The 24,975-nt window shown below is 72.8% G+C and carries 23 protein-coding genes and 1 pseudogene; 17 read left to right on the top strand and 7 right to left on the bottom strand.

Annotated elements, in window-relative coordinates:
* Positions 1–4: 4 nt before the first annotated feature.
* The 5 genes and pseudogenes from AC068Z_RS38730 to AC068Z_RS38710 form a co-directional block, all read left to right on the top strand.
* Positions 5–628 (top strand): annotated as a pseudogene (locus AC068Z_RS38730) (isochorismatase family protein); the annotation flags it as partial.
* The gene (locus AC068Z_RS38725) at positions 602–853 is read left to right on the top strand and encodes a phosphopantetheine-binding protein (RefSeq protein ID WP_478567505.1); all 252 of its coding nucleotides are present in this window, start codon (positions 602–604) and stop codon (positions 851–853) included. The pseudogene AC068Z_RS38730 and the gene AC068Z_RS38725, both read left to right, overlap by 27 nt.
* Positions 850–4,701: an amino acid adenylation domain-containing protein gene (locus AC068Z_RS38720; RefSeq protein ID WP_478567204.1), complete on the top strand. Its 3,852-nt coding sequence runs from the start codon at positions 850–852 to the stop codon at positions 4,699–4,701. Before AC068Z_RS38725 ends, AC068Z_RS38720 begins: the two co-directional genes overlap by 4 nt.
* On the top strand, positions 4,698–4,877 hold the full coding sequence (locus tag AC068Z_RS38715) for an MbtH family NRPS accessory protein (protein WP_478567201.1): 180 nt from the start codon (positions 4,698–4,700) through the stop codon (positions 4,875–4,877). The genes AC068Z_RS38720 and AC068Z_RS38715 overlap by 4 nt, the downstream gene beginning before the upstream one ends.
* Positions 4,874–5,635 (top strand): 4'-phosphopantetheinyl transferase family protein, encoded by a 762-nt coding sequence (locus AC068Z_RS38710; RefSeq protein ID WP_478567198.1) that lies wholly within the window; start codon positions 4,874–4,876, stop codon positions 5,633–5,635. The genes AC068Z_RS38715 and AC068Z_RS38710 overlap by 4 nt, the downstream gene beginning before the upstream one ends.
* Here the strand turns inward: AC068Z_RS38710 and fes are convergent.
* The gene (fes, locus tag AC068Z_RS38705; protein WP_478567195.1) at positions 5,562–6,839 is read right to left on the bottom strand and encodes an enterochelin esterase; all 1,278 of its coding nucleotides are present in this window, start codon (positions 6,837–6,839) and stop codon (positions 5,562–5,564) included. The genes AC068Z_RS38710 and fes overlap by 74 nt on opposite strands.
* Positions 6,840–6,933: 94 nt before the next feature.
* Between fes and AC068Z_RS38700 the strand changes: the two genes are divergently transcribed.
* Both AC068Z_RS38700 and AC068Z_RS38695 read left to right on the top strand, forming a co-directional pair.
* Positions 6,934–8,637, top strand: a complete 1,704-nt coding sequence (locus tag AC068Z_RS38700) for a hypothetical protein (RefSeq protein WP_478567192.1) — start codon at positions 6,934–6,936, stop codon at positions 8,635–8,637.
* Positions 8,638–8,686: 49 nt separating this feature from the next.
* Entirely contained in the window at positions 8,687–9,730 is a 1,044-nt protein-coding gene (locus AC068Z_RS38695; protein WP_478567189.1) for a YncE family protein, read from the top strand.
* A 55-nt stretch (positions 9,731–9,785) separates the two neighbouring features.
* Here the strand turns inward: AC068Z_RS38695 and AC068Z_RS38690 are convergent, their stop codons facing one another.
* Positions 9,786–10,436: a TetR/AcrR family transcriptional regulator gene (locus AC068Z_RS38690; RefSeq protein ID WP_478567186.1), complete on the bottom strand. Its 651-nt coding sequence runs from the start codon at positions 10,434–10,436 to the stop codon at positions 9,786–9,788.
* Between the two features lie 171 nt (positions 10,437–10,607).
* Between AC068Z_RS38690 and AC068Z_RS38685 the strand changes: the two genes are divergently transcribed.
* From AC068Z_RS38685 to AC068Z_RS38675, 3 genes are all read left to right on the top strand, one after another.
* Positions 10,608–11,588 (top strand): ATP-dependent DNA ligase, encoded by a 981-nt coding sequence (locus AC068Z_RS38685; RefSeq protein WP_478567183.1) that lies wholly within the window; start codon positions 10,608–10,610, stop codon positions 11,586–11,588.
* A 151-nt stretch (positions 11,589–11,739) separates the two neighbouring features.
* Entirely contained in the window at positions 11,740–12,516 is a 777-nt protein-coding gene (locus AC068Z_RS38680; RefSeq protein WP_478567180.1) for an NPP1 family protein, read from the top strand.
* 103 nt (positions 12,517–12,619) lie between these two features.
* The gene (locus AC068Z_RS38675) at positions 12,620–13,639 is read left to right on the top strand and encodes a questin oxidase family protein (RefSeq protein WP_478567177.1); all 1,020 of its coding nucleotides are present in this window, start codon (positions 12,620–12,622) and stop codon (positions 13,637–13,639) included.
* Here the strand turns inward: AC068Z_RS38675 and AC068Z_RS38670 are convergent.
* On the bottom strand, positions 13,617–14,615 hold the full coding sequence (locus AC068Z_RS38670; protein ID WP_478567174.1) for an ArsR/SmtB family transcription factor: 999 nt from the start codon (positions 14,613–14,615) through the stop codon (positions 13,617–13,619). The genes AC068Z_RS38675 and AC068Z_RS38670 overlap by 23 nt on opposite strands.
* Before the next feature lie 156 nt (positions 14,616–14,771).
* On the opposite strand from AC068Z_RS38670, the gene AC068Z_RS38665 reads away from it, so the two are divergent.
* The 3 genes from AC068Z_RS38665 to hemC are packed head-to-tail and all read left to right on the top strand — an operon-like array spanning position 14,772 to position 17,760.
* Positions 14,772–15,878, top strand: coding sequence for an MFS transporter (locus AC068Z_RS38665; RefSeq protein WP_478567502.1), 1,107 nt, complete (start codon positions 14,772–14,774; stop codon positions 15,876–15,878).
* A 41-nt stretch (positions 15,879–15,919) separates the two neighbouring features.
* Positions 15,920–16,765 carry a hypothetical protein gene (locus AC068Z_RS38660; protein WP_478567171.1) on the top strand — a complete coding sequence of 282 codons (846 nt, stop codon included), beginning with the start codon at positions 15,920–15,922 and terminating at the stop codon, positions 16,763–16,765.
* A gap of 59 nt (positions 16,766–16,824) precedes the next feature.
* A complete protein-coding gene (gene hemC, locus AC068Z_RS38655) occupies positions 16,825–17,760 on the top strand; it encodes a hydroxymethylbilane synthase (RefSeq protein ID WP_478567168.1) in 936 nt (311 codons plus the stop codon).
* 99 nt (positions 17,761–17,859) lie between these two features.
* Here the strand turns inward: hemC and AC068Z_RS38650 are convergent, their stop codons facing one another.
* The gene (locus AC068Z_RS38650; RefSeq protein ID WP_478567165.1) at positions 17,860–18,375 is read right to left on the bottom strand and encodes a hypothetical protein; all 516 of its coding nucleotides are present in this window, start codon (positions 18,373–18,375) and stop codon (positions 17,860–17,862) included.
* A 428-nt stretch (positions 18,376–18,803) separates the two neighbouring features.
* Between AC068Z_RS38650 and AC068Z_RS38645 the strand changes: the two genes are divergently transcribed.
* Positions 18,804–19,595, top strand: a complete 792-nt coding sequence (locus tag AC068Z_RS38645; protein WP_478567162.1) for a SigB/SigF/SigG family RNA polymerase sigma factor — start codon at positions 18,804–18,806, stop codon at positions 19,593–19,595.
* On the opposite strand, the gene AC068Z_RS38640 is transcribed toward AC068Z_RS38645, so the two are convergent.
* Positions 19,592–19,927, bottom strand: coding sequence for an ANTAR domain-containing protein (locus AC068Z_RS38640; RefSeq protein WP_478567159.1), 336 nt, complete (start codon positions 19,925–19,927; stop codon positions 19,592–19,594). The two genes, AC068Z_RS38645 and AC068Z_RS38640, sit on opposite strands and share 4 nt — an antisense overlap.
* 170 nt (positions 19,928–20,097) lie before the next feature.
* Here AC068Z_RS38640 and AC068Z_RS38635 point away from each other — a divergent pair, with 170 nt between their 5' ends.
* Positions 20,098–20,901, top strand: coding sequence for a VOC family protein (locus AC068Z_RS38635; protein ID WP_478567156.1), 804 nt, complete (start codon positions 20,098–20,100; stop codon positions 20,899–20,901).
* A gap of 68 nt (positions 20,902–20,969) precedes the next feature.
* Here AC068Z_RS38635 and glgX read toward each other — a convergent pair whose 3' ends face one another.
* Both glgX and AC068Z_RS38625 read right to left on the bottom strand, forming a co-directional pair.
* Positions 20,970–23,114 (bottom strand): glycogen debranching protein GlgX, encoded by a 2,145-nt coding sequence (gene glgX / locus AC068Z_RS38630; RefSeq protein ID WP_478567153.1) that lies wholly within the window; start codon positions 23,112–23,114, stop codon positions 20,970–20,972.
* A complete protein-coding gene (locus AC068Z_RS38625) occupies positions 23,111–23,623 on the bottom strand; it encodes a pep a2 (RefSeq protein WP_478567150.1) in 513 nt (170 codons plus the stop codon). The genes glgX and AC068Z_RS38625 overlap by 4 nt, the downstream gene beginning before the upstream one ends.
* A gap of 294 nt (positions 23,624–23,917) precedes the next feature.
* On the opposite strand from AC068Z_RS38625, the gene AC068Z_RS38620 reads away from it, so the two are divergent.
* The gene (locus AC068Z_RS38620) at positions 23,918–24,217 is read left to right on the top strand and encodes a DUF5133 domain-containing protein (protein WP_451732287.1); all 300 of its coding nucleotides are present in this window, start codon (positions 23,918–23,920) and stop codon (positions 24,215–24,217) included.
* A gap of 75 nt (positions 24,218–24,292) precedes the next feature.
* Positions 24,293–24,975, top strand: a 683-nt coding sequence (locus AC068Z_RS38615) for a maltotransferase domain-containing protein (protein WP_478567147.1), incomplete at its 3' end; no start/stop codon positions are given.

Raw genomic sequence — 24,975 nt, 5'->3', positions numbered from 1 at the left:
CCTCATGGCACTCCCCGCCATCACCCCCTATCCGCTCCCGACCCCGGACGAGCTGCCCGCGGGCCGCGTGTCCTGGACCGTCGATCCGGCTCGCGCCGTGCTGCTCGTGCACGACCTGCAACAGCACTTCCTGTCCGCGTTCCCGGCCGACGCGCAGCCCCTGACCGGCCTGCTCGACAACACCGCCCGGCTGCTGGCACGGGCCCGCCGGCTCGGGGTGCCGGTCGTCTACTCGGCCCAGCGCGGCGGCCAGACGCCCGAGGAGCGCGGACTCCAGCTCGACTTCTGGGGGCCCGGCGTCGCCGACGACCCCGAAGCCCTCGCCATGCCAGCGCCCGTCGCCCCCGCACCCGGGGACACGGTGCTGACCAAATGGAAGTACAGCGCGTTCGTCCGCACCGGACTCGAGGCGCTGCTGCGGGAGTCGGGCCGCGATCAGCTCGTCGTCGTCGGCGTGTACGCGCACATCGGCGTACTGATGACCGCCGCCGACGCGTGGAGCCGGGACGTCCAGGCCTTCGTCGTCGCCGACGCCGTGGCCGACTTCTCCCGCGCCGACCACGACATGGCCCTGCGCTGGGCGGCAGGGCGCTGCGCGGTCGTGACCACCACCGACGCGGTGTTCAGGACCCTGACCGTCGAGCGGATCCGCGCCGACGTCGCCGACTGTCTCGGCGAGGACCCCGAGGACATCCCCGTCGACGAGAACCTGGTCGACCACGGCCTCGACTCCGTGCGCGTCATGGCGCTGCTGGAACGCTGGCGCCACGAGCACGGCGTCAAGGCGGACTTCGCCGACCTGGCCGAACAGCCGGCCGTGGACGCGTGGGCCCGGCTGCTGGGGGCGGTATGACCGTCCATCCGCTCACCGCCGCCCAGTCCGGCATGTGGTTCGCGCAGGCCCTCGATCCGCGCAGCCCCGCGCAGAACACCGCCGAGTGCCTCACGATCGACGGTCCGCTCGACCCGGACCTCTTCGCCGCCGCGCTCCGCCGGGTCACCGAGGAGGCGGAGGCGCTGCGCGTCGTCGTCGAGGACGGCCCCGACGGACCTCGCCAACACCTGTGCGCCACCGTGGAGTTGCCGCTCACCGTGCACGACCCGTGCACCGAGGAGCAGGCCGAGGCCTGGATGCGCGCCGACCTCGCCGAACCCTGCGACCTGGCGGCCGGGCCGCTTTTCCGCCACGCCCTCTTCCCCGTCGGCGAGCGGCGCTGGCTCTGGTACCAGCGCATCCACCACCTCGTGATGGACGGCTACGGCTACTCCCTGCTGGTCCGCCGCACCGCCGAGGTCTACTCCGCGCTCGCCCGGGGCCACGAACCCGGCCCGCGGACCTTCGGCGCCCTCGCCGACCTCGTGGCCGACGACGCCGCCTACCGCGACTCAGCCGCCTTCGCGGCCGACCGCGCCCACTGGGCCGAGGCGTTCGCCGACCGCCCCGAGGCACCCCGGCTCGCGGGCCGCGGCGCGCTGCCCTCCCGCACCTTCCGACGCCGTACGACGCATCTGGCGCCCGAGGCCACCGAACGCCTGCGTGACCTGGCCACCCGGCTCCGCGCCACCTGGCCGGACGTCCTGATCGCGGCCCAGGCCCTGTACACCTCGCGCGCCACCGACCGGTCGGACGTGGTGCTCGGCCTGCCCATGATGAGCCGGATGGGCACGGCGGCCCTGCGGGTGCCCGGCATGGTCATGAACGTGCTGCCGCTCCGGCTCACCGTCTCCCCCGAGGCGAGCTTCGCCGAGCTGGTCCGGCAGGTGGTGCTCGGCATCCGCGAGGCGCGCCGCCACCAGCGCTACCGCTACGAGGACATCCGCCGCGACCTGGGGCTGCTCGGCGAGTCACGGGGCCTGGTGGGCCCGCTGGTCAACGTCATGCCGTTCGACTACGGCGTGGACTTCGCCGGTGCCCCGGCCACCGCCCGGAACCTGTCCGCGGGACCGGTCGACGACCTCACCGTCAACGTCTACGACCGCGCCGACGGCCGGGGCCTGCGCATCGACCACGACGGCAACCCCGCGCTCTACGGCGAAGCCGAACTGGCCGCGCACCAGGCCCGGTTCACGCACCTGCTGGAGCGGCTCACACAGGCCGACCCGCAGCTGCCGCTCGCCGCCCACGGCATCGCCGTACCGGACGAACAGGCCCTGGTCCTGGACGAGTTCAACCGCACCGCGATCGAACTCCCGCCCACCACCCTCATCGGCCCGATCGAGTCACAGGCGGCACGGACCCCGCACGCCCCTGCGCTGAGCTACGGCGACACCACGCTCACGTACGCGGAACTCAACGCCCGCGCCAACCGGCTGGCCCATCACCTGCGCTCGATGGGCGCGGTCCCGGGATCCGTCGTGGCCGTGTCGGTACCGCGCTCGACGGAGCTGATCGTCGCGCTGCTGGCGGTGCTCAAGGCGGGGGCGGCCTATCTGCCGCTGGACCCGGACTATCCGGCGCAGCGGCTGACGTACATGCTCCAGGACGCGGCGCCGGTGTGCGCGATCACCGATCGGCCCGGCCGGCTGCCGGCGGACGCCGGGACCCCGGCCGTCGTCCTGGAGGGCCTCGACGTCTCGGCGTACCCGTGGGTGGAACCGGCGCGCGCGCTGACGCCCGCGCATCCCGCCTACGTCATCTACACCTCCGGCTCCACCGGCCGCCCCAAGGGCGTGGTGGTGTCCCACGGGGCGATCGACAACCGGCTGCGCTGGATGCAGCACGAGTACCGGCTCGGCGCCGGGGACCGGGTGCTGCAGAAGACGCCGTCGTCCTTCGACGTGTCCGTCTGGGAGTTCTTCTGGGCGCTGCGCGAGGGCGCCACGCTGGTGGTCGCGGAGCCCGGCGGCCACAAGGACCCGGTGTACCTGGCCCGGCTGATCCGCGAACAGGCCGTCACCACATGCCACTTCGTGCCGTCGATGCTGCAGGTGTTCCTGTCCGAGCCCGCCGCGGCCGGGTGCGGCGGACTGCGCCGGGTGTTCTGCTCGGGTGAGGCACTGCCCCGGGAGACCGTGCACGCCTTCGGGCGGCTGCTGCCGGGTGTGGAGCTGCACAACCTGTACGGCCCGACCGAGGCCGCGGTGGACGTGACGTACCACGCCTGTGCCCCCGGGGCGTCCGGGCCGGTGCCGATCGGGCGGCCGGTGTGGAACACCCGCCTGTACGTCCTGGACGCCGGGCTCCAGCCCTGTCCGCCCGGAGTGCCGGGCGAACTGTACCTGGCGGGGCGGCAGTTGGCGGACGGCTATCTGAACCGGGCCGAACTGACGGCGTCCCGTTTCGTGGCCGATCCCTTCGGTCCCGCGGGGACCCGTATGTACCGCACGGGCGACCTGGCGCGCTGGACCGACGCGGGCGAGATCGAGTACCTGGGCCGGACCGACCACCAGGTGAAGCTGCGCGGCCAGCGCATCGAACTCGGCGAGATCGAGGCCACGCTGGCGGCGCACCCGGGCGTGGACGGTGCCTGCGCGCTGGTCCGCGAGGACCGGCTCGTCGGGTACGTGACCGGCACGGCGGACCCCGTCGCCGTACGGGCGGCCCTCGCGCGGGAACTGCCGGAGCACATGGTGCCCGCCGCGGTCGTCGCGCTCGACGCGTTCCCGCTCAGCCCGAACGGCAAGCTGGACCGCCGCGAGCTGCCCGCGCCGGTGTTCGCGGGCGGCGCGTCGGCACGGCGCCCGGCGACCGCCCGCGAGGAGGCGCTCACCCTCCTGTTCGCCCGGGTGCTGGGGGTGGAACGGGTCGGCCCCGACGACGCCTTCTTCGATCTGGGCGGCACCTCCCTGCTCGCGGTACGGCTGGTGGCCAGGATCCGGGAGGAGTTCGGCACCGCGCTGACCATCGGCTCGCTGTTCGAGGCACCCACCCCGGCCGCACTGGCCGCCCGCCTCCAGGACGCGGGGCCGGCCGCCGCGGACGCCCTGGACGTCGTACTGCCGCTGCGCGCCACGGGAGACCGGCCGCCGCTGTTCGCGATCCATCCGGCCGGCGGACTCGCCTGGTGCTACGCGGGACTTGCCGCACGGCTGGGTCCGGAGCAGCCGGTGTACGGCATCCAGGCGCGTGGCCTGACCGGGGACGAGCCGCTGCCGCACAGCCTCCAGGAGGAGGCCGAGGACTATGTGCGGCGCGTCCGCGAGGTCCGGCCGCGCGGGCCGTACCGGCTGCTGGGGTGGTCGGTCGGCGGGGTGCTCGCGCACACCGTGGCCGTGCTGCTCCAGGAGGCCGGCGAGCGGGTCGAACTCCTCGCGCTGCTGGACGCGTTCCCCGCCGAGCAGTGGCGGGAACGGCCCGCCCCGGAGGAGGGCGACGCCCTGACCGCGGTGCTGCGCATGGCCGGATTCGACCGCCGGGGCGAGCGCACCCGGGACGACGTCCTGGCCACACTGCGCCGGGCGGGCAGCCCGCTGGCGGGCCTGTCCGAGCACACCCTGTCCCGGATCGTCGACATCGTGCCGAACCACGCCCGGATGATGCGCGCGCACCACCATCGCCGCTACGAGGGCGACGTGCTGTTCTTCACGGCCGCCGCCCCGCGCCCGGAGGACTGGCTGACCGTCGAGGCCTGGCGCCCGCACGTGAGCGGGGCCGTCGACAACCACGACCTGGACTGCACCCATCCGCAGCTCCTGCGCGACCGCCACCTCGACGCCGTCGCCCAGCACCTCACCAACCGCCTCAAGGAGCTCGACGCATGACCGGACCCTTCGACCCGGAGGCCGAGGACCGGGCGAGCCACCTGGTCCTGGAGAACCCCGCCGGGCTGCTGTCCCTGTGGCCGGTCTGGCGCGCCGTGCCGGACGGCTGGACGGCACGCCTCGGGCCGGCCCCGCACGCGGCCTGCGCGGCCCGTCTCGAGGCGGACACGCGATGACCGCACTGCTCACCCCCCGCGTACTGGTCAGGGGCCCGGGACTGCGGCCCCCGCGGCTCGCGCACGGCCCGCTGCTGTGGGTCGTACGGGCGCCGGAGCCGGGCGCGCCCCTGGACGAGTCCGTGCTGGACGCGGGCGAGCGGCGCCGTGCGGCGGCGCTGCGCCGACCGGCCGAACGAGCCCTGTACGTCGCCGCGCACAGCGCGCTGCGCCGGGTGCTCAGCGCCTACACGGGCCTCGCCGCTCCCGCGCTGCGGCTGATCCGGCAGCCCTGTCCGCACTGCGGCGACCCGCACGGCCGGCCCGCGGTGGCCGGCCCGGCGGGAACGGGCCTGCACTTCTCGCTCTCGCACTCGGGCGGACTCGCCCTGCTGGGCCTTGCCCCGACACCGGTGGGCGTCGACGTCCAGCGGGTCCCCGAGCCGCGGCTGGCCGAGGAGGCGGCCAGGTCGCTGCACCCGTCCGAGCGGGCGCAGTTGCGGACCCTGCCTCCGGGGGTGCGGGTCGGCGCCTTCGCTCGCTGCTGGACCCGCAAGGAGGCGTTCCTCAAGGCGACGGGCGAGGGCCTGTCCCTGCGGGCGCTGCGGGAGGTGTACGTCGGGACCGGGCCGGCTCCGGCCGGGCCGCGGGGCTGGGCCTTCGCCGACGTCGACGTGCCGGTGGGCTGGGCCGCGGCCTGCGTGGTCAGCGGTCCAGCAACTCCGCCAGTCCGTCGCCCAGTTCCGTGCGCCAGCACAGGTAGTCATGTCCGCCGTTGAACTCCCGGTAGGAGGAGTCGTGATAGCCGAGGGTCCGGAGCGTGTCGCGCAGCCTGCGGGCCGCGGGCAGCGCCACCCACTCCTGCTCGCCGAAGGAGAGCCGGAAGCGCACCGGCAGCCGGGGCAGCCCGGCGACGACCCCGGTCAGCCACTCCGCGTCCGGGCCGACGGGCCACCAGAACGAGCCCGACTGCACCAGGGCGTTGCCGAACCGGTGCGGCGCGAGGACGGCGGCGTACGCCGCGGTGAGCCCGCCGAGGCTCTGCCCGGCGATCACGGTGCGAGCCGGATCGTCGGTCAGCGGCAGCCTGGCCGCCGCCCAGGGCAGCAACTCCTCGGCGAGGAAGGCCACGTACTCGGGGCGGCAGGACAGTTCCGCCCAGCGGGTGGGCTCGTCCACGGCGTCCGGCAGGACGGCGGCGACGGGCGGGATCCTGCCCTCCGCGATCAGGGTGTCGAGCAGGTGGGCCAGGCCGAGCCGCGGCTGCCAGTGGTCGCCGTCGAGCAGCACGAGGACGGGCAGCTTCCCGGAGGTGCGTGTCCCCCCTGCTGTGTGCGCCTTCCCGGCCGTGCCCGTCGGCGGCTCGTACAGCCAGACGCGGCGCCGGGCGCCGAGCTGCGCGCTGTCGACCTCGTGCTCGGTGACGGTGCCGCGTGCGACGTCCGTCCGCTCCACCACCCGGGGAGCGGCCGGGAGTTCGGCGTACGACACCGGGCCGCCGTCCCAGCGGTGGGGCAGCGTGCGGGAGTTGAACGGATCGACGCGGCGTCGGGTGCGCAGCCACTGCCAGTACCCGGGGGTGCCGGGGTCGGGGCCGTCGCCCTCGTCGACGTACACGTCGTACGTGCCGCGCCAGTCGTGGCGCAGACGGAGGGTCCAGTGCCATACGTCAGTGCCGGGGACGCGTCCCATGAGGTTGCCCTCGGGGGCGCGGGGGTCGCCGAGCTTGTTCGGCAGGACCTGGACGGCACGGGTCGTGGGGCCGCCGCGCCACAGGAACGTCACGGCCCGGTGGCCGGGGTCGCCCAGCGGGTCGGGGCCGGTCCAGGGCGTGCCCCGGAGCCGGACCTCTGCCCAGAACTGCGCCTCACCGTCCGGCGTCGGCAGCGGGCGGGCCGGTTCGTCCAGCCGGGGGACCGGGTGCGGCCGCGCCAGGCGGGGCGGGTGGTTCGGGGTGTCCTTCGGTGGCGCGGGCACGGGCATGTGGGCGGACTCCGGATGGCGCGACGGTTCTTTCGATTAGGCAAGCCTAACTTCACTCGATTCCCTCTCTCATCTCCCAGGAGTGACCTCTGTCATGACCTCTCACAGACCCGCCCTCAACCGGGTGCTCGTCGCCACCGCCGGCGCGGCCCTCGGCCTGGGCGCCCTGTCCGTCCCCCTCGTGGGCTCGACGGGCACGGATCTCACCGGCAAGGTGACCCTCGCGGCCGACACGGCCGCGCCCGCCGTCGCGTTGGGTACGACGTCCGTGGCGCCCGGAGGCGAGGTGTCGTTCACGGCCACCGGTTTCCCCGCCGCGGCCACGCTGAGCGTCAAGTTCGACGACACCACGCTGCTGAAGCAGTTCGCGATCGGTGACGACGGCAGCGTGTCGGGGACGGTGACGATCCCGGCCGACGCGAGCGTCGGCGGTGGTCACTGGCTGCGGTTCCTGGCGCCGCAGACGAGCGTGAAGAGCGAGGCTCTGACGGTGACGGCCGCCGGCCCCACGCCGACACCCACGCCCACTCCCACGCCCACGCCCACTCCCACGCCCACGCCGTCCACCCCGGCCGCCGACCCTCAGGTGAAGCTGACCAGCGGCGCGAAGGTGGCCGCGGGCGGCAAGGTCTCCTTCAAGCTGTCCGGTTTCGTCGAGGGCCAGAACGTCACCGTCAAGCTGGACGACAGCGAGATCCTCGCCCAGTGGACGGGCGCGGTGAAGGCGGACGGCACCTTCTCGGGCACGGTCACGGTCCCGGCGGCCACCTCCGCCGGCGCGCACTGGCTGCGCTTCCTCGCCCCGGACCCGGCGACCAGCCTCAAGGCCGACATCACCGTCACCTCTTCGTCGAGCGGAGGGGATTTTGGGGACGGCGGAAGCGACTCGGGGTCCGGGAGCGGGTCGGGCAGCGGGTCCGGCTCCGGATCAGGGTCCGGAAGCGGCACGGGCGGCGGCACCGGCACCTCGGCCACGTCCGCCACCATCACCGCGGGCTCGCAGGTCGCGGCGGGTGGCAAGGTCTCCTTCCGCGTCGGCGGCTTCCCGGCCGGCGAACAGCTCACCGTGAAGCTCGACGACGCGACCCTCCTCGGCCAGTGGACGATCGGCTCGGACGGCTCGTACTCCGGCAGCGTGACGGTCCCCGAGGACACCGCGAAGGGCGCCCACTGGCTGCGCTTCCTCGCCCCCAACCCGCCGACGAGCCTGAAGGCCGGATTCACCGTCACCTCGGGAACCGCCGCCACGGCCACGAGCGGCAGCTCCTCGTCACCGGCACCGGCCGCCTCCGGCGCCCCGGCCAGCGCCACCAACTCGGCGGGCGCCAAGGCCGAGATCACCGCCAGCCAGGTGCAGCCCGGCGGCAAGCTCCACTTCAAGGTGACGAAGTTCCCCGCCTCCGAACAGCTCACGATCAAGCTCGACGACGAGGCGATCCTCGGCCAGTGGAAGACCGACGCGGGCGGCTCCTACGAGGGCGACGTCACCGTCCCCGCGGACACCACGACCGGCGCGCACTGGCTGCGCTTCCTCGCTCCCAACCCGCCGACCTCGCTGAAGGTCGAGTTCACCGTGACCGGCGCGGACACCGGCGGCGCGCAGGCGTCCGCCACCACCGCACCCGGCACCACCGCACCCGATACGGCGGCGCAGACCCTCGCCGCCGCCACCGTCGAGGCACCCACGTCCTACGCGACGATCGCCTGGTCCGCGGCTGCCGCCGCGGCGGGCGGAGCCGCCGGAGCCGCGGCCACGACCCTCTTCGTCGTCCGCCGCCGCACCTCCGCGGCCAACTGACCACTCTCCCCCTTTCTCAACCACTCTCTCAACAAGGAGTTCCTTCACCATGTCCGCATCCAAGCGCACCGCCCTCGCGGCAGCCGTCGCCGTCGCCCTCACCGCCGGCACCACCGTGGCGCTGGCCGGCACCGCCTCCGCCGGGACCAGTGGCTCGACCGTGACGACGGCCCCGCTCGTGAAGGGCCTGTACCAGTCGGCGTACTCCGAGCGGAACGACGCCCTCTGGGTCACCGTCTCCGTGGGCCGTCCGCCGGTCACCACCACCAGCCTGCTGAAGGTCGACCCCGACACCCTGGCGGTCGAGGAGACCATCACCCCGCCGGTGACCGACACCGCGACGGGCGCCCGGGAGGCCGTGTACGGCGTCGCGGTCGACGACGAGCACAACACGGTCTGGGTGACCAACACGCGCAACAACTCGGTCGCCGTCTACAGCCAGCGGACCGGCGCGCACCTGGCCACCCTGCCGAACGTGGCGCACGCCCGCGAGATCGTCGTGGACGACGAGCACAACACCGTCTGGGCGAGCGGTTTCGGCGACGGCACCCTGGTCGCCTTCGACTCCAAGACCTTCGAGGAGAAGCGGCGGGTCACCGTCGAGGGCTCCGGTCCGGCCGGGCTCGCCGTGAACGAGGACACCGGCACGGTGTACGCCTCGGACCTGAACGGCGACCGGATCATCGAGGTCTCCGCGAAGTCGGACACGCCGAGGTTCGTGCCGGCCGGTGACGGCCCGATCTCGGTCGCGCTGTCCGCGAACGGCCGTACGGCGTACACGGCCGACCAGACCGGCGGCACGGTCTCGGTCGTCGACCTCAGGTCGGGGGCCGTGACGAAGACGGTGGCCACGGGCGCGGGGGCGCTGTCCGTCGCCGCCGACAAGCGCACGGGCGACGTCCTGGTGGTCAACCGCACCGCCGCGAACGTCACCGTCGTCGACCCGAGGGCCGGCGAGGTCGTGGAGACGATCGCCACCGGCGCCAACCCCAACCACGTCGAGGTCGAGGGCCGTACCGCCTACGTGGTGGACAAGTCCGGTGCCGGGGCGGGCGGTGAGGACCAGATCACCCGGATCCGTATCGCCCGCTGACGCGTGAGCGGGGCCCGGTGCCGTGCGCACGGCACCGGGCCCCGGCCACCTACGGTCAGCCCCTCGGAGTGACCGGGGCCTGCCACATGCCGACCAGGGCGTCGACGAGCCCGGTCGCGGCGTCCTGCCAGTCGGTGCGGGGTGTGGTCGCGCTCTCGGCGAGCGCGCGTTCCCGCTCGGCGGTCATGTGGACGATGAGATGGCGTGCCATGTCGCCGCGTTCGGCCCGGATGTCATCGGGCAGGTCGGGCAGACTGCCGCGCAGGCCGCTGACGATCTCCCGCAGCGCCGGTGAGGCGAGGGCCTCCTCCGACATCATCCGGTGCAGCGCCGGGTCGGTCATGACCTGGGCGCAGAAGCGGGCGTACCAGGTGGGGCTGCCGAGCGCGCCCAGGTGCTCGCAGACGGGCCGGACCAGGCAGTCCGCCCAGTCGCGCAGCTCCGTGGAGCCGGTGACCCGCGCGACCTGAGCGGTCCTGAGCTCCTCGATGGGCACCGCGTGCTTGCGCACGATGGCGCGGACCAGGTCGGTCTTGGTGCCGAAGTGGTAGCCGACGACGGTGTTGTTGCCCTGCCCGGCGGCCTCGCCGACCTGCCGGTTGGAGACCGCGAACACCCCGCGCTCGGCGTACAGCCGCTCGGCCGCGGTCAGGATCAGCTCCCGGGTCGCGCTGACCTGCTCCGCCCGGACCGCCCTGCCTGCCATGCTCATCACCAGACCGGGACCCTCGCGTCAGCCCGCGCCGGCGGGCCCCTCGGACCGGCGCGGGTCCGCCGTGCGGCGGTTGCTCAGGGGCAGCAGCCTACGCGGCGGCCGTTCAGGCGAAACCCGAGGCCACGGGGCGTGGCGGACGGCCCGCCCGTCGAAAACTCACCCGTGAGCCTGCCGCTGATCCCTCCGATGCTCGCCACCCCCGGCGCCCTGCCGCCCGTCGCGCAGGACGCGCGCTGGGCGTACGAGACCAAGCAGGACGGCCAGCGAGTGGTGGCCTACCTCGACGGGAAGGGGGGCCTGGTCCTGCGGGCCCGCTCCGGGGAGGAGGTCACCGCCGCCTACCCCGAACTGCGGCCGCTGGGCGGCGCGCTGGGCGGTACCCCGGCGGTGCTGGACGGGGAGGTGCTGGCCCTCGACGAGCACGGGCGCGCCGACTTCCAGTTGCTGCAGTCCCGGATGGGGCTGGCCCACGCACCGGGCCGGGCGGCGCGCCGGGCCGCGCAGGTGCCGGCGCATCTGGTGTTCTTCGACGTCATGCATCTCGCCGGACGATCCCTGATCCGGTTCCCCTATCTGCGGCGCCGCGAGCGGTTGGAGGGGCTCGGCCTGGACGGGCCGCACTGGTCGACGCCCGGGGCGCTCGTGGGCCACGGGGAGCAGGCGCTACAGGCCACGCGCGAGCACGGTCTGGAGGGGCTGGTCTGCAAGCGGCTGGACTCCGTGTACGAGCCCGGGGTGCGCTCCCGGAACTGGATCAAGATCCGCAACATGCGCAGCGAGGACGTGATCGTCGGCGGCTGGCTGCCGGGGAAGGGACGGATCACCGGCCTGCCGGGCGCGGTGCTGGTGGGTCAGCGGGCCGAGGGGCGGCTGCGGTACGCCGGCGGGGTGGGCACCGGCTGGAGCGAGAAGGAGCGCCGGGAGCTGGCCGGGCTGCTCCGGGCCGCCGAGACGGACGTGTGCCCCTTCGATCCCGTGCCCGCGGTTCCGGGCGCGCGCTGGGTGGTGCCCCGGCTCGTCGGGGAGGTGCGATTCAGCACCCGCACCCGGGCCGGGCTGCTGCGGCAGCCGTCCTGGTTGCGGCTGCGGCCCGATCTCACGCCGGAGGAGTCCTCGGCGGACATGCCCGGCTCACAGCCATGATCCAAGTATTGGGGTGTCCGTAACCACTCGGACGCCTGCCCCCTCTTGGCGCGGACATGAAAACTCGGGAAGCTGAGCGTCGCCGTCGGGAAGTCGAACTTCCCTTTCCCCCACAGCCGTTGGGCCGCGCCCGCGCCCCGAGGAGGACGCAGTGTCGTCATCGTCGTCGAAGAAGCACGCCAGGAGATGGCTCACCGGTCTCGCCGGTGCCGCCGCGTTCGTCATCGCCTTCCCCTCCGTCGCCTTCGCGGCCCCGCCGCCGGCCCTGCCCGCCAACGCCGAGGCCGCCGAGTTCACGTACCAGCCGGCCTTCGACTACGACACGGACGGCTGCTACGCCACGCCCGCGATCAGTGCCGACGGGACCGTCAACGGCGGCCTGAACCCGACCGGCGCCCTCAACGGCAACTGCCGTGACGCCTCGGACCTGGACAACACCAACAGCTACTCGCGCTACAAGTGCAACAACGGCTGGTGCGCCTACCTGTACGGCCTGTACTTCGAGAAGGACCAGGCCCTCGCGGGCACCAGCATCGGCGGGCACCGGCACGACTGGGAGCACGTCGTGATCTGGGTGCAGAGCGGCTCCGTCAAGTACGTCTCGACGTCCAACCACGGCTCGTTCACGGTGAGCGCGGCGTCCTCGGTCCGCTTCGAGGGCACGCACGCCAAGATCGTGTACCACAAGGACGGCATCAGCACACACTGCTTCCGGCTGGCCAACTCCAACGACGAGCCGCCGGAGAACCACAAGGGCACCTGGCAGTACCCGCCGCTGGTCGGCTGGAACGGCTACCCCTCCGGGATCCGCGACAAGCTCGTGGCGTACAACTTCGGCAGCGCCAACTTCGGCCTGAAGGACGCCAGTTTCGGCAACCACCTCTCCTCCGCCAAGCCGTCGGGCATCACCTTCGACCCGTACGCGTGAGGCCCTCGGGCCCGGGGTCAGGCAGGACCTAGGACCAGCGCCGCGCGGCGCCTCCGCCCCGGGCCCGATCCGGTGCCGTCGGGCGGTGTCTAGCGTGCTCGTCATGGACACCGTCGACACGAGCGGACAGCTCGAAGAAGCCCTGGAACGCCTGCATGCCGCCGGCCCCGAACGGGAGGGCTGGCTGACGAACCACGCGCCCATGGTCGTCGAGGCGCTCGCCGCGCACGGGCGGGCGGGGGACGTGCACCGCTGGGTGGACCTGTACCGGGACAGGCTGGAGGACTTCCCCGGCCGCACGGCCCCCGTCACCGACGACAACTGGCAAGCCGCGCTGGGCGATCCGCGCCGGATCGCGGACTGGACGGACCACTTCTCCCGCACCCTCGCCGACCGCCCCTGGCGGGACGTCCTCGCCGAGTGGTGGCCGCGCCTGCTGCCCGGGATGTACGGCGGAGCGACACACGTCGTCATCCGGGCCGGCCACGCCGTACGCGCCCTCGAAGCCGGTGAGTCGGCGCCCCGGCGCACCGAACTCGCGCACGCCCTGGGCTACTGGGCGGCCCGCCACCAGCCGGTGACCGGTGTCGCCGTACTGCCGGGCGCGCCGACCGCCCTGGCGTCCCTGGACGCCGTGCCCACCATCCCGAAGGGCCATGTGGGCTTCCTCAACCGCCTCGCCGCCGTGCACGGGTTGCCCCGCTGGGCGGACGACGTCACCGACCCCGACACCGCACGGGCCCGGCTCACCGAACTGGTCCGCGCCACGACCCACCGCTACGCCACCCACGGCCACGGCGAGCCGACGATGCTCGTGCACGCGGCGACCGCGCCCAACGCCGTGCTGCGCACACTGGATTCGCTGCCCCGCGAGCTGTGGGCACCGAGCCTGCGCGCGGCCTGGACCGCGTCCGCCGCCGTCACGGCGATGTACGGCCCCGACGCGCCGGTCGCCTACGAACCGTCCGCCCGGCTCACCGCCGAGGAGGTCATGGAACGGGCCCTCGCGCACGGTGACGAGCACGTCATCAAGCTCACCGACACGGCCCTGGACGTCGGCGACGACATGGCGCTCGCCGCGGCGCAGCGGGCGATCGAGCTCAGCGAGCCGCTGGTCCCCTGACCAGACTGTCGCCCAAGTCGGTCCGCCCGTACAGGACATAGTGGCCCTCGCGCCGGGAGGTCAGCAGGCCGGCCTCGCGCAGCGCCGACAGATGGGCCGAGACGGTCGACGCGGCGAGGCCGTGCCGGGCGGCGAGTTCGGTGGTCGATGCGGGGGCCGTCAACCCACCGAGGATCGCGGCGCGTTGGTGGCCGAGCAGCCGGGCCAGGGCCTCGGGCGGGCCCGGCGGCGCCGGGTCGTGCAGGCGGCCCATGCCGAGCGCCGGGTAGATGACGGTGGGCTGCCAGGGGCGGGCGAAGCCGCTGACCACGTCCGGCCACACGAACACGCTCGGCATCAGCACCACACCACGCCCGTCGGCGTGCTGGGCGTCGACGAGGTCGCCGTACATGCCCAGTGTGAGGGTGTGCCCCGACCAGCCGATGCCGGGATGCAGGCCGGTGAGGAGCGCGTCGAGCCCACCGCCGGCGGCCTGCCGGGAGCGGTGGGCGATGTCGGCCTCCAGCACGGCCCGGTGGCGCGGCCAGTCCGGGGCGAGCAGGGCGTGCCAGGCCCGCTCGGTGAGATCGGCGAGCCGCCGCACGGTGGCGGTGGGGTCGTCGAGCGCCGCGCGCCCCTGGGGCGAGGCCGCCAGTCCGGGCGTACAGGCCAGTGAGCGGGCCATCTCGGCGTGCGCGAGGGCCGGGTCGGTGGCGCGCATCCGCGCGAGCTCGTCCTCGATCCGGGGGTACGGCTCGACCGGCGGCGGTCCCAGGAAGTCGGGTGTGTAGCCGCCGGGGCGCGGGATGAACAGCCACAGCGGAGCCAGATCGAGTCCGGCGACGGTACGGCGGACGCGGCGCAGCCAGCTCCGGTGGTAGCCGTGGCGGGCCGGGCGGCGCAGCAGTCGTAGCGCCTCGTGGGTCTGGCACAGCGGCGAGATCGCGAACCGGCAGCGCGTCAGGTCGGCGGTGCCCAGGTCCAGGGTCAGGGGCAAGACGGCCTCCCTCGTGTCGCCGACCTCGATTCGGCCTGGGACGAAAGAGTAGAGGCGCCGTCACGGGCCCCGCAGGGTGGCCCGGTGACCGACCACCGATCAACAGCCGTGGAAAGCACCGCGGCTTGGCGCAGAGGCGCCGTCGTCGCGGCGCTGATGCTGGCCGCGTTCACCTTCAACACGACCGAGAACCTGCCCGTCGGGCTGCTGCCCCGGATGTCCGAGGACCTCGGCGTCTCGCTGCCGAGGGCCGGGCTGCTGGTCACCGGCTACGCCCTCACCGTCGTGGTGGTGTCGCTCCCTCTCGCCCACGCCACCCGCGCGGTGCCCCGCCGCCATCTGCTCGTCGTCCTGCTCGGCCTCCTCGCCGCGGCCAGCTGGGCCTCGGCCCTGGACGTCGTCTCCTACGGCCCGCTGGCCGGGGCCCGTGCCACGACCGCGCTCGCGCAGGCGCTGTACTGGTCGGTGATGGGGCCGGTCGCGGTCGGCCTGTACCCGCCCGAGCGGCGCGGCCGGATCATCGGCCTGCTGTCGGTCGGGGGTTCGCTGGCCACGGTGCTCGGTGTGCCGGCCGGGACCTGGCTCGGCGGGCAGGCCGGCTGGCGGACCCCGTTCGCGGTGCTCGGCGCGCTCGCACTGGTGTCGCTCGTCGCGGTCGCCGTGTTCCTGCCGACCTCCCGCCCGCAGGAGAGCCACTCGGCCTACGGGCTCGCCCCGGACCGGCGCCGCTTCCTGGTCGTCGTGACCACCACCGCCCTGTCGGTGACGGGAGTGTTCACCGCCTTCACCTACATCGCGGCCTTCCTGGACGAGGTGAGCGGATTCGACGAGGACGCGGTGGGCGCCGTACTGCTGGCCTTCGGAGCGGCGGGCCTTGCGGGGGTGACCGTGGCCGGGCCGCTCCTGGACCGGTTCCCGCGCGCCACGCTCGCCGTACCGGTCACCACCCAGCTGATCTCCCTGCTCGGCCTGTACACGGCGGGCCACAGCCAGGTGGCGACGGTCGCGCTGCTGATGCTGCTGGGGGCGTCCGTGGGCCCCGCCTTCATGGCCTCGCAGAGCCAGGTGCTGCACGTGGCCCCGGGCCGCACCGAATCCGCCCTGGCCGCCAACTCGGTCGCCTTCAACGCGGGCGTGGCCGTCGGCGCCCTCCTCGGCGGCGCCCTGCTCGGCCCGCTCGGGGTGCGCGGCACCTTCCTCGTCGCGGGCCTCCTCACGGCCGGGGCCCTCGCGGTGCTCGCGCGGGGCCGCGGAGCGCCGTAAACACATGGATCTTGCGGCCCCGCCGCCTCTACCGTGCGCGCATGGAGACGGAAGACACCTGGGTCGACGCGCGGGAGCTGTTCCACGCGCTGGAGGACCACACCGGGCCCGACGCGTTCCCGGAGGTGGTGGAGCCGTGGCTCCGGCGCGCCGGGACGCCGTACGTCAGTGCCCTCGCCGAGAACGTCGCGCTGCTGCCCCGGACACCGGGCGGCGAACTCGACCCCGAGCGGGGCCAGGAGCTGCTGTGGGAGCTGTACGCGTTGAGCCGGGTCAGCGACGTGCTGCTGCTGTCGTTCCAGCAAGGGCCCGCGGTCCGTTGGCCGCCGGTCACGGCGGACCGGTACCGGGAGCTGTTCTCCCGGCTGGGCATGACGCCGTTCGAGGACGCGGCCGTCTTCGATCCGTTCCTGCACGAGATCGTCGAGGTGGAGCAGGCCGACGACCCCGATGAGCCGATCAGCGTCACCGAGGTCGTCTGGCCGGGGCTGTGGCACGGGCATCTGCTGTTCGGCCGGGCCGGGGTACGCATCCGCGCGGGCGCCCGGCACGCCGAACGCGGGGTGGCCGACCGGGCGCCGCTGTACTGGACGTACCTGCGCCGGCACCGGCCGACCGAGGACCTCTCGCACGGCTGGGGACACAACTCGCAGTGGCGCACCGACTTCCGGGTCGATGTGCGCACGCCCGAGGGTGACTTCGTCAACGTGTGCGAGAAGGGTGACGTCGACTCCGTGCCCGACAACGGCGTCGACGCGCTGCTGACCCCTGCCGAACGGCGTGAACTGGTGCGCCACCGCAGCCTGGTGCGCACCCCGGACAACATCGCCGCCCTGCCCGAGCACTGGGAGACCAACCACTGGCCCTTCGAGTGGAGCCTGTCCTGAGCGACGGGAATCGAGCGGTACGGCAGGGCAGCCGTGATCGGAAGGTCTATCGTGGCGGCATGTCCGTCCCCGAACTGATCCGTATCGTCTCCCGCGACTCGCCCATGGCGCTCGCCCAAGTGGAGCGCGTCCGCGCCGAGTTGACGGCACTGCATCCCGGGGTGCGCACCAAGGTCGTGCCGGTGAAGACGACCGGCGACAAGTGGATGGGCGATCTGTCCAAGGTCGACGGGAAGGGGGCGTTCACCAAGGAGGTGGACGCCGCCCTGCTGGCCGGGGAGGCCGACCTCGCGGTGCACTGCGTCAAGGACGTGCCCGCCGACCGGCCGCTGCCGGCCGGCACCGTCTTCGCCGCGTTCCTGAAGCGGGACGACATCCGGGACGCCCTGATCCATCCGGACGGGCTCACCCTGGACGAACTGCCCGACGGCACCCGCGTCGGCACCTCCTCGGTGCGCCGCATCGCCCAACTGGCCGCGACCCACCCGCATCTGGAGTGCGTGCCCTTCCGTGGCAACGCCAACCGGCGGCTGGAGAAGCTGCGCGCGGGAGAGGCCGACGCGCTGCTGCTCGCGGTGTCCGGTCTGGAGCGCATCGGACGGCAGGACGTGATCAGCGAGATCCTCTCCCCCGAGACGATGATGCCGCCGATCGGCGCGGGCATCCTCGCCCTGCAGTGCCGGGAGGGCGACAGCGAGCTGATCGACACCGTCAGCGGACTCGGCGATCCGGACACCCACCGGGAGGCCACCGCCGAGCGGATGTTCCTGCATGTCCTCCAGGGGCACTGCAACAGCCCGATCGCCGGTTACGCGCGCGTGGACCACGGCGGGGAACTGGCTTTGCGGGCCTGTGTGTTCACCCCGGACGGCAAGACGCGACTGAACGCCCACGAGTGGGCGGGGCGACTGGATCCGGCCACGCTCGGCACCTCGGTCGCCGTGGCGCTGCTGCGTCAGGGTGCCCGCGAGATCATCGACGGCATCCCGCACTGAGGCGGGGGCAGCCCGCGCTGAGGCGGGGACAGCCCGCGCCGAGACGGGGGCAGCCCGCCTTGCGGCGGGGGCGTCCCGCAGCCGGGCGCGGCGCTCGCGTCAGGCGGTGCCCTCTTCGGCCTGGTCGCGCAGGAAATTGCTCACCTGGTGGGCCAGGCACTCCCGTCCCGCGCCGGCGTGGGACGGACCCTCGGACAGCCCGATGCCGCCCGCCCACAGCCTGCGCTCGGTCCACTCCTCGTCGACCCGCAGCTGGATCTGCACGTCGATCTGACTGAGGTTCTCGTCCGCTCCGGCCGCGTAGAGCACGGCGGTGGCCCGGCGCAGCGGATAGACGTCGAAGCCCTCGATGAACTGCGAATTGCGCCAGTCGATGAAGGCGCCCTCGCCGTCCGTGCCGATCCGCACGTCGAGCTGGCCGTCCTCGAGGTGGATGCCGTAGTGCCGCTCGCCGCGGTTCTCGACCGTCACGCGCAGGCAGAAGTAGGCCAGGCCCTCGGCGGCGTCGTCACGTCCGCGTGGAGGCTCGGCCTTCTCCAGACGGTGGACGCGGACGCGCAGACCGGCATGCTCGTCGTACTCCTGCCAGTCCCCGACCACGTTCGGCTCGCACACACTGCACCTCTTCGACCTCAGAGAGCTGCTTCCTATCTGTGCGCTCGGACCACTGTCAAATGAGCGGAATGCGCTGTGGCCAGCGCATTCACCCGCTTTGATCGCTGATCAAGCGCTGCCCAGGCACTATCGGTCGCACGGGCCCGAAAGGCGGGAACACGAGCGTGCCGCACATCACGTCCGCGACCCGGTTCCCGGGTGACTCTCACGCACCGGATTCGACCGACTTCGGATTGTGCACCATATTCGCTTAAATCGGGGCAATTGTTTTGACGCGGTCGTGGCCGGGAATCCTCTAGGAGTGCTTCGGACAGGAGGCACGTCCGTGGGAGCCCGGTCGAAGGGCCCCGGATGTCGCTTCGCGTGGTCCGAGCCGCGCCTCCCACGGTGACTGTCCTATCCAGCACCTGCTGAGGGAGGTGCGCTTCATGTCCGCCACCGGCAGAACGAAGCAGCACCCGCACGACGACGCCCCCGATACCGCCGCGGATTTCGCACGGCTCGCACGGATGCCCGAGGGGCCGGAGCGCAAGGCGCTCCGCGACCGGCTGGTCCAGGCCTGGCTGCCCATGGCGGAGCGCATCGCGGTCCGCTTCAAGGGACGCGGCGAGGCCCTCGAGGACCTGTACCAGGTGGCCGCGCTCGGGCTCGTGAAGGCCGTCGACCACTACGACCCCGCCCGTGGCTGCGCCTTCGAGGCGTACGCGGTGCCGACCGTCACCGGCGAGATCAAGCGGCACTTCCGGGACCACATGTGGACCCTGCACGTGCCGCGCCGGGTCCAGGATCTGCGCAACCGGGTGCGGCAGGCCACCAAGGAGCTGTCGCAGACCTCCCAGGGGCACGCCCCCACCGTCCAGGAGATCGCCGAGTTCACCGAGCTGACCGAGGACGAGGTGCGCACGGGGATGGAGGCCCTGGACTGCTTCTCCGCGCTGTCGCTGGAGGCGGAGATGCCCGGCACCGACGGCTACGCCCTCGGTGACTCCCTCGGCGGACCCGATCCCGCCTTCGACGTCGTCGTCGACCGGGTCGCTGTCCGGCCCTGCCTGGAGCGACTGCCCGAGCGCGAGCGCACCATCCTCTATCTGCGGTTCTTCCGCGGCATGACCCAGAGCTGCATCGCCGAGCAGCTGGGGATCTCCCAGATGCACGTCTCCCGGCTGCTCAGCGGCTGCTTCACCCAGTTGCGAGAGGAACTGCTCGTCAAGGCGCCCTAGAGGTCCTCGGCCATCCCCGGGATCTGCGTCGGGCCGTGACGTTCGAGCGCCTCCTCGAGCTCGACGCGGATCTGCGGGGGCATCTCCCCGTCGCGGCCCCAGACCAGGATGAGGTCCGCCACCCGGCGGAGCTTGATGTTGGTGTGCTGGGACACGTCCTTCAGAACCGCCCAGCCCTGTTCCGGGGCGACCCGGCCGAGGGCCACGATCATGCCGATCGCCTGGTCCACGACGGCGTGCGAGGCGACGGCGTGTTTCAGCTGGTCGACCTCCTGCTCCAACGCGGAGATCCGGTCGGTCTCGTCGGCGGGCTCGCGGGGTACACGGGTCACGCATCCATCCTCGTCACTCGTGCAGCGGTATGCCACTGCGTGGTGGGTGGAATCATCATTGTTTCGGCGTACCGGCCGGGGTACTCGGCAGGCGCCGCAAGGGGTGACGGCCGGACACTGGGAAGAGACGCCGGTGGCCGCCGGCCCGGCGAGACCAGGACGCGACAGCCATGAATCACGACACGAAGGTCCCCAGCGGCACGAAGGACGTGGTCTCCACGCACTCCGTGTTCGGCGCGCCCTGCTGGGTGAGCCTGACCAGCCGGGACCTGGAGACCACCCAGGACTTCTACAGCGCCGTCTTCGGCTGGCGCTGGCGCACCGGCAAGCTCGGCGAGCGCTTCCGGATCGCCCTGGCCGACGGCGTGCCCGTCGCCGGGATCGCCGCGGTCGCCACGATGTGGCAGATGGCCGTCGCGTGGACGCCGTATTTCGCCGTGCCGAGCGCGGACGACGCCGTGTCGCGGGTGCAGGAGCGCGGCGGCACGGCGGCCGTCGGACCGCTCTCCTTCCCGCCCGGCCGCGCGGCGCTGCTCGCCGACCGGGACGGCGCCACCTTCGGGATCTGGGAGGGCGAGCTGGTCGGCGACTGGGAGACCTGGCGCCGCTCCGCCCCGGCCTTCATCCGGCTGCACACCCGCGACGCCTTCGACTCCGCGATCTTCTACGGCGAGGTCCTGGACTGGGCCTCGCAGCGCCCCGGCTGCTGCGAGGTGCACTACGAGGACGGCGAGGTCGTGCTGCGCAGTCAGGGAGACATCGTGGCCCGGATCGAGTCCGGGGCTCTCGGCGCCGCCCCCGACCCCACCATCCGCCCGCACTGGCAGGTCCACTTCGCCGTCCGGGACGTCGCCGCGTGCGCCCGCACGGCCGAGCAGCACGGCGGCAGCGTCCTGTCGAAGACCGAGGACGAGGCGGTACTGCGGGATTCGGACGGCGCGCAGTTCACGGTCACGTCGCGACGAGAGCGGTGACCCACGCAGCGAGTGCCCCGCAGGACCGAATAGGCGCCTGCGGGGCACTCGCTGCGTGCCCCGCGCTCCTAGGGTGTTGACCGCGACGGACGGGAGAGCAGCACGAGGCTTCTGTCGGTGACCGTCATCGTGGTCGCCGCCTTGTGCTCCGTCTCGTCCGGGGCGCCCTCGGGGTTCGCCGTGTCGATCAGGGTCGTCCAGCGTTCGCCGTACGCCGGGTCCGGGAGCTGGAACTCCACCGGCTCCCAGTAGCTGTTGAGCAGGAGCAGGAAGGAGTCGTCCACGACCGGGCGGCCGCACGGGTCCGGTTCGGCGATGGCGTCTCCGTTGAGGAACACGCCGACGCAGTGGGCGTCGGAGCGCTGCCAGTCCTCCTCCGTCATCTCCCCGGCGTCCGGCAGCAGCCACACCAGGTCGGGCAGCGGCTGGCCGGCGTGCGTGACGGTCTCGCCGCGGAAGAAGCGGCGGCGGCGCAGCACGGGGTGAGCGGTGCGCAGCTCGATGACGTAGCGCGTGAAGTCGGCGAGCTCGCGCTGCTCCTCCGTGAGCCGCCAGTCGATCCAGGAGACCTCGTTGTCCTGGCAGTAGGCGTTGTTGTTGCCGCCCTGGGTGCGCCCGAGTTCGTCGCCGTGGCAGAGCATCGGGATGCCCTGCGACAGCAGCAGCGTGGCGAGGAAGTTGCGCTGCTGGCGGGCGCGCAGCTCCAGCACGGCCGGGTCGGCGCTCTCCCCCTCGGCCCCGCAGTTCCAGGACCGGTTGGTGCTCTCGCCGTCCCGGTTGCCCTCGCCGTTGGCCTCGTTGTGCTTGTCGTTGTACGACACGAGGTCACGCAGGGTGAATCCGTCGTGCGCGGTGACGAAGTTGACGCTGGCGCGCGGGCGGCGCCTGCTGTGCTGGTACAGGTCGGCGGAGCCGGTCAGCCGGGAGGCGAAGTCGCCGAGGGTGTGTTCGCCGCCGCGCCAGAAGTCGCGCACGGTGTCCCGGTACTTGCCGTTCCACTCCGACCACAGCGGCGGGAAGTTGCCCACCTGGTAGCCGCCCTCGCCGACGTCCCACGGCTCGGCGATCAGCTTCACCCGGCTGATCACCGGATCCTGCTGGATCAGGTCGAAGAACGCCGAGAGCCGGTCCACCTCGTGGAACTGCCGGGCCAGGGTGGCCGCGAGGTCGAAGCGGAAGCCGTCGACGTGCATCTCGGTGACCCAGTACCGCAGCGAGTCCATGATCAGCTGCAGCACGTAGGGGTGCCGCATCAGTAGGCTGTTCCCGGTGCCGGTGGTGTCGTAGTAGTGCGTCCAGTCGCCGTCCACCAGCCGGTAGTAGGAGGCGTTGTCGATGCCCCGGAAGGACAGGGTGGGGCCCTTCTCGTTGCCCTCGGCCGTGTGGTTGTAGACGACGTCCAGGATCACTTCGAGACCGGCCTCGTGCAGCGACTTCACCATCGACTTGAACTCGCTGACCTGCTGGCCCCGGGTGCCGTGCGCGGCGTAGGCGTTGTGCGGGGCGAAGAAGCCGATGGTGTTGTAGCCCCAGTAGTTCGCGAGGCCCCGGTCGGTCAGCACGCCGTCCTGGACGAACTGGTGCACCGGCATCAGCTCGACGGCCGTGACGCCCAGCGAGGTCAGGTGCCCGACGACCGCGGGGTGGGCGAGCCCGGCGTAGGTGCCGCGCAGTTCGGCCGGGACGTCCGGGTGGGTGCGGCTCAGGCCGCGCACATGGGCTTCGTAGATGACGGTGTCGGCGTACGGCCGCCTGGGCGGCCGGTCGTCACCCCAGTCGAAGTACGGGTCGGTCACCACGCCGAGCATGGTGTGCCCGGCACTGTCGCCCGGGGCGGGTCCCTCGGGGGCCCGCTCGAAGAGGGAGGCGTGGTTGTCCACCTGGCCGTCCACCGCACGGGCGTACGGGTCCAGCAGCAGCTTCGCCGGATTGCACCGGTGGCCGAGGGACGGGGCCCAGGGTCCGTGCACCCGGTAGCCGTAGCGCTGGCCGGGGCCGACGCCGGGCAGATAGCCGTGCCACACGAACCCGTCGACCTCGGTCAGTTCGACCGAGCTGTGCCGGCCGCGTTCGTCGACCAGGATCAGTTCGACGCGCTCGGCGACCTCGCTGAACAGGGCGAAGTTGGTGCCCTGTCCGTCGTAGGCGGCGCCCAGCGGGTAAGGGTGCCCGCTCCAGACGGGCACCCCTGCGCGGTTCTCGCGCGCCGTCACCGCGCCTCCTCCAGCAGCCGCTCGGGAGCGTCGGCCGGGGCCGCCAGCGAGGCGGTCCGGACCTCACGGGGTACCTGAAGCACCTCGCGCAGGCTCGGCGCCGGGGCGGTCGGGACCAGCGGCACGCGCTCGCCGGCGCGGGCCCGCTGCGAGAACCAGATGACCTTGCTTCCGGTGTCCGTGGCGCAGCAGCCCCAGCCGTCGCTGATCGCGGCGATCTGCTCCAGGCAGCCGCGCAGTTCCAGGTCCGGGCGCAGTTCGCGGTCGTTGTCCCCGATGGCCGTGATCAGGTGCTGGCCGTTCCACCACATCTCGATCGACGTGTTCTTGTCCGTGGCGTGCTCGTCGATGGCGGTCAGCAGCAGTTCGGCACCGCCACAGACGGGCTCCACCAGGTTCTCCAGATCCCAGAACCTGAGGTGAGCGGCCAGGATGCGCCTGACCTGTCCGACCCGTTCCGGGCTGACTTCCACGTCGAGGTGGTAGTAGCAGGGCACTGCGGTCTTCATCTCGTTCGCTCCTCACCGGCGAGGCTCGGCGCTTCCCCGTCCCCGCGGGACGGGCCCCGAACGCGAAGCGTGAGCATTGTTCGCTTCAGAGTCACCTCAAGAGTGAGAGTGCTACGCCATTCGTGCAACACGAGCACCAAGAGCAACCGCGACATAGTTGAAGCTCTAACAAGACGCTGGGTCGTCACACGTGCACCATGAGTGAAGACCCATGCCCATCCGTGTGTCTCCGCAACGCCACCCCCCGCGTCCGCGATGGTGGCCTGCCATGAATCCCGAGAGGTGAACGGCGTCATGTTGCTACCGGCCAAAGCCGAAGTCGCCCGCCAGCTTGGGCGCTACCGGGCCTGGGAACGCGTCATGCTCGCGTCCCCGAACGACAGCGCGGTACGGGCCACTTTCGAGGACTCGGGCTACACGCTGTGCGTGCTGATGGGCAAGCGCTGCGCGCGCGAGGCCGCGGACGCCGCCGAGCGCTATCTGCGCACCAGCCTCGGCACCTATCTGCGTGAGCAGAGCGAACGACCCCGTCCCGGCCGCGCCGCGCGACGGGGTCCACCGAGCACCAAGCGGCGTTCCCGGGCGGGAAGGTAGACCCCTTCCCGCACAGCTTGAATCCCCGGCCGGGCCCTTTGAGGGGGTCCGGCCACGACTACGGCGGAGGAGACCATGAAGGCAACCGCGGCCATCGGCCGCATCCCGGTACGGCATGTGGGGCCGGCCGTGGATTGCGGCAGGCGCCCGGCGAAGGCGGTCGTGGGTGAGACGTTCGAGGTCTCGGCGACCGTGTTCCGCGAGGGGCACGACGCCGTGGCCGCCAATGTCGTTCTGCGGGATCCCGAGGGCCGGCCGGGCCCCTGGACGCCGATGCGTGAACTGGCGCCGGGCACCGACCGCTGGGGCGCCGACGTCACGCCCACCGCCACCGGGCACTGGACGTTCCAGGTCGAGGCCTGGAGCGACCCGGTGACCACCTGGCGCCGCAAGGCCCGGATCAAGGTGCCGGCCGGGATCGACGTAGGAGTGGTCCTGGAGGAGGGCGCGGAACTCCTGGAGCGCGCGGCGGCCGGAGTGCCCGCCGACCAGCGTCAGGTCCTCATCCGTGCGGCGGGGTCCCTCCTGGACGACTCGCTCCCGGTCGTGTCCCGGCTGGCCGCCGCCTTCCGGCCCGACGTGCACGAGGTGTTGTCGCGGTATCCGCTGCGGGAGCTGGTCACCGCCTCCGACCCGCTGCCCCTGCTGGTCGAGCGGGAACGGGCCCTGTACGGCTCCTGGTACGAGTTCTTCCCCCGCTCCGAGGGCACCCCCCAGCAGCCCCACGGCACCTTCCGCACCGCCGCCCGCCGCCTCCC

This window comes from Streptomyces sp. NPDC043726, assembly GCF_056436565.1.
Note: the sequence above shows the minus strand (reverse complement) of the source record. Positions and strands in the feature narration are given on the sequence as shown.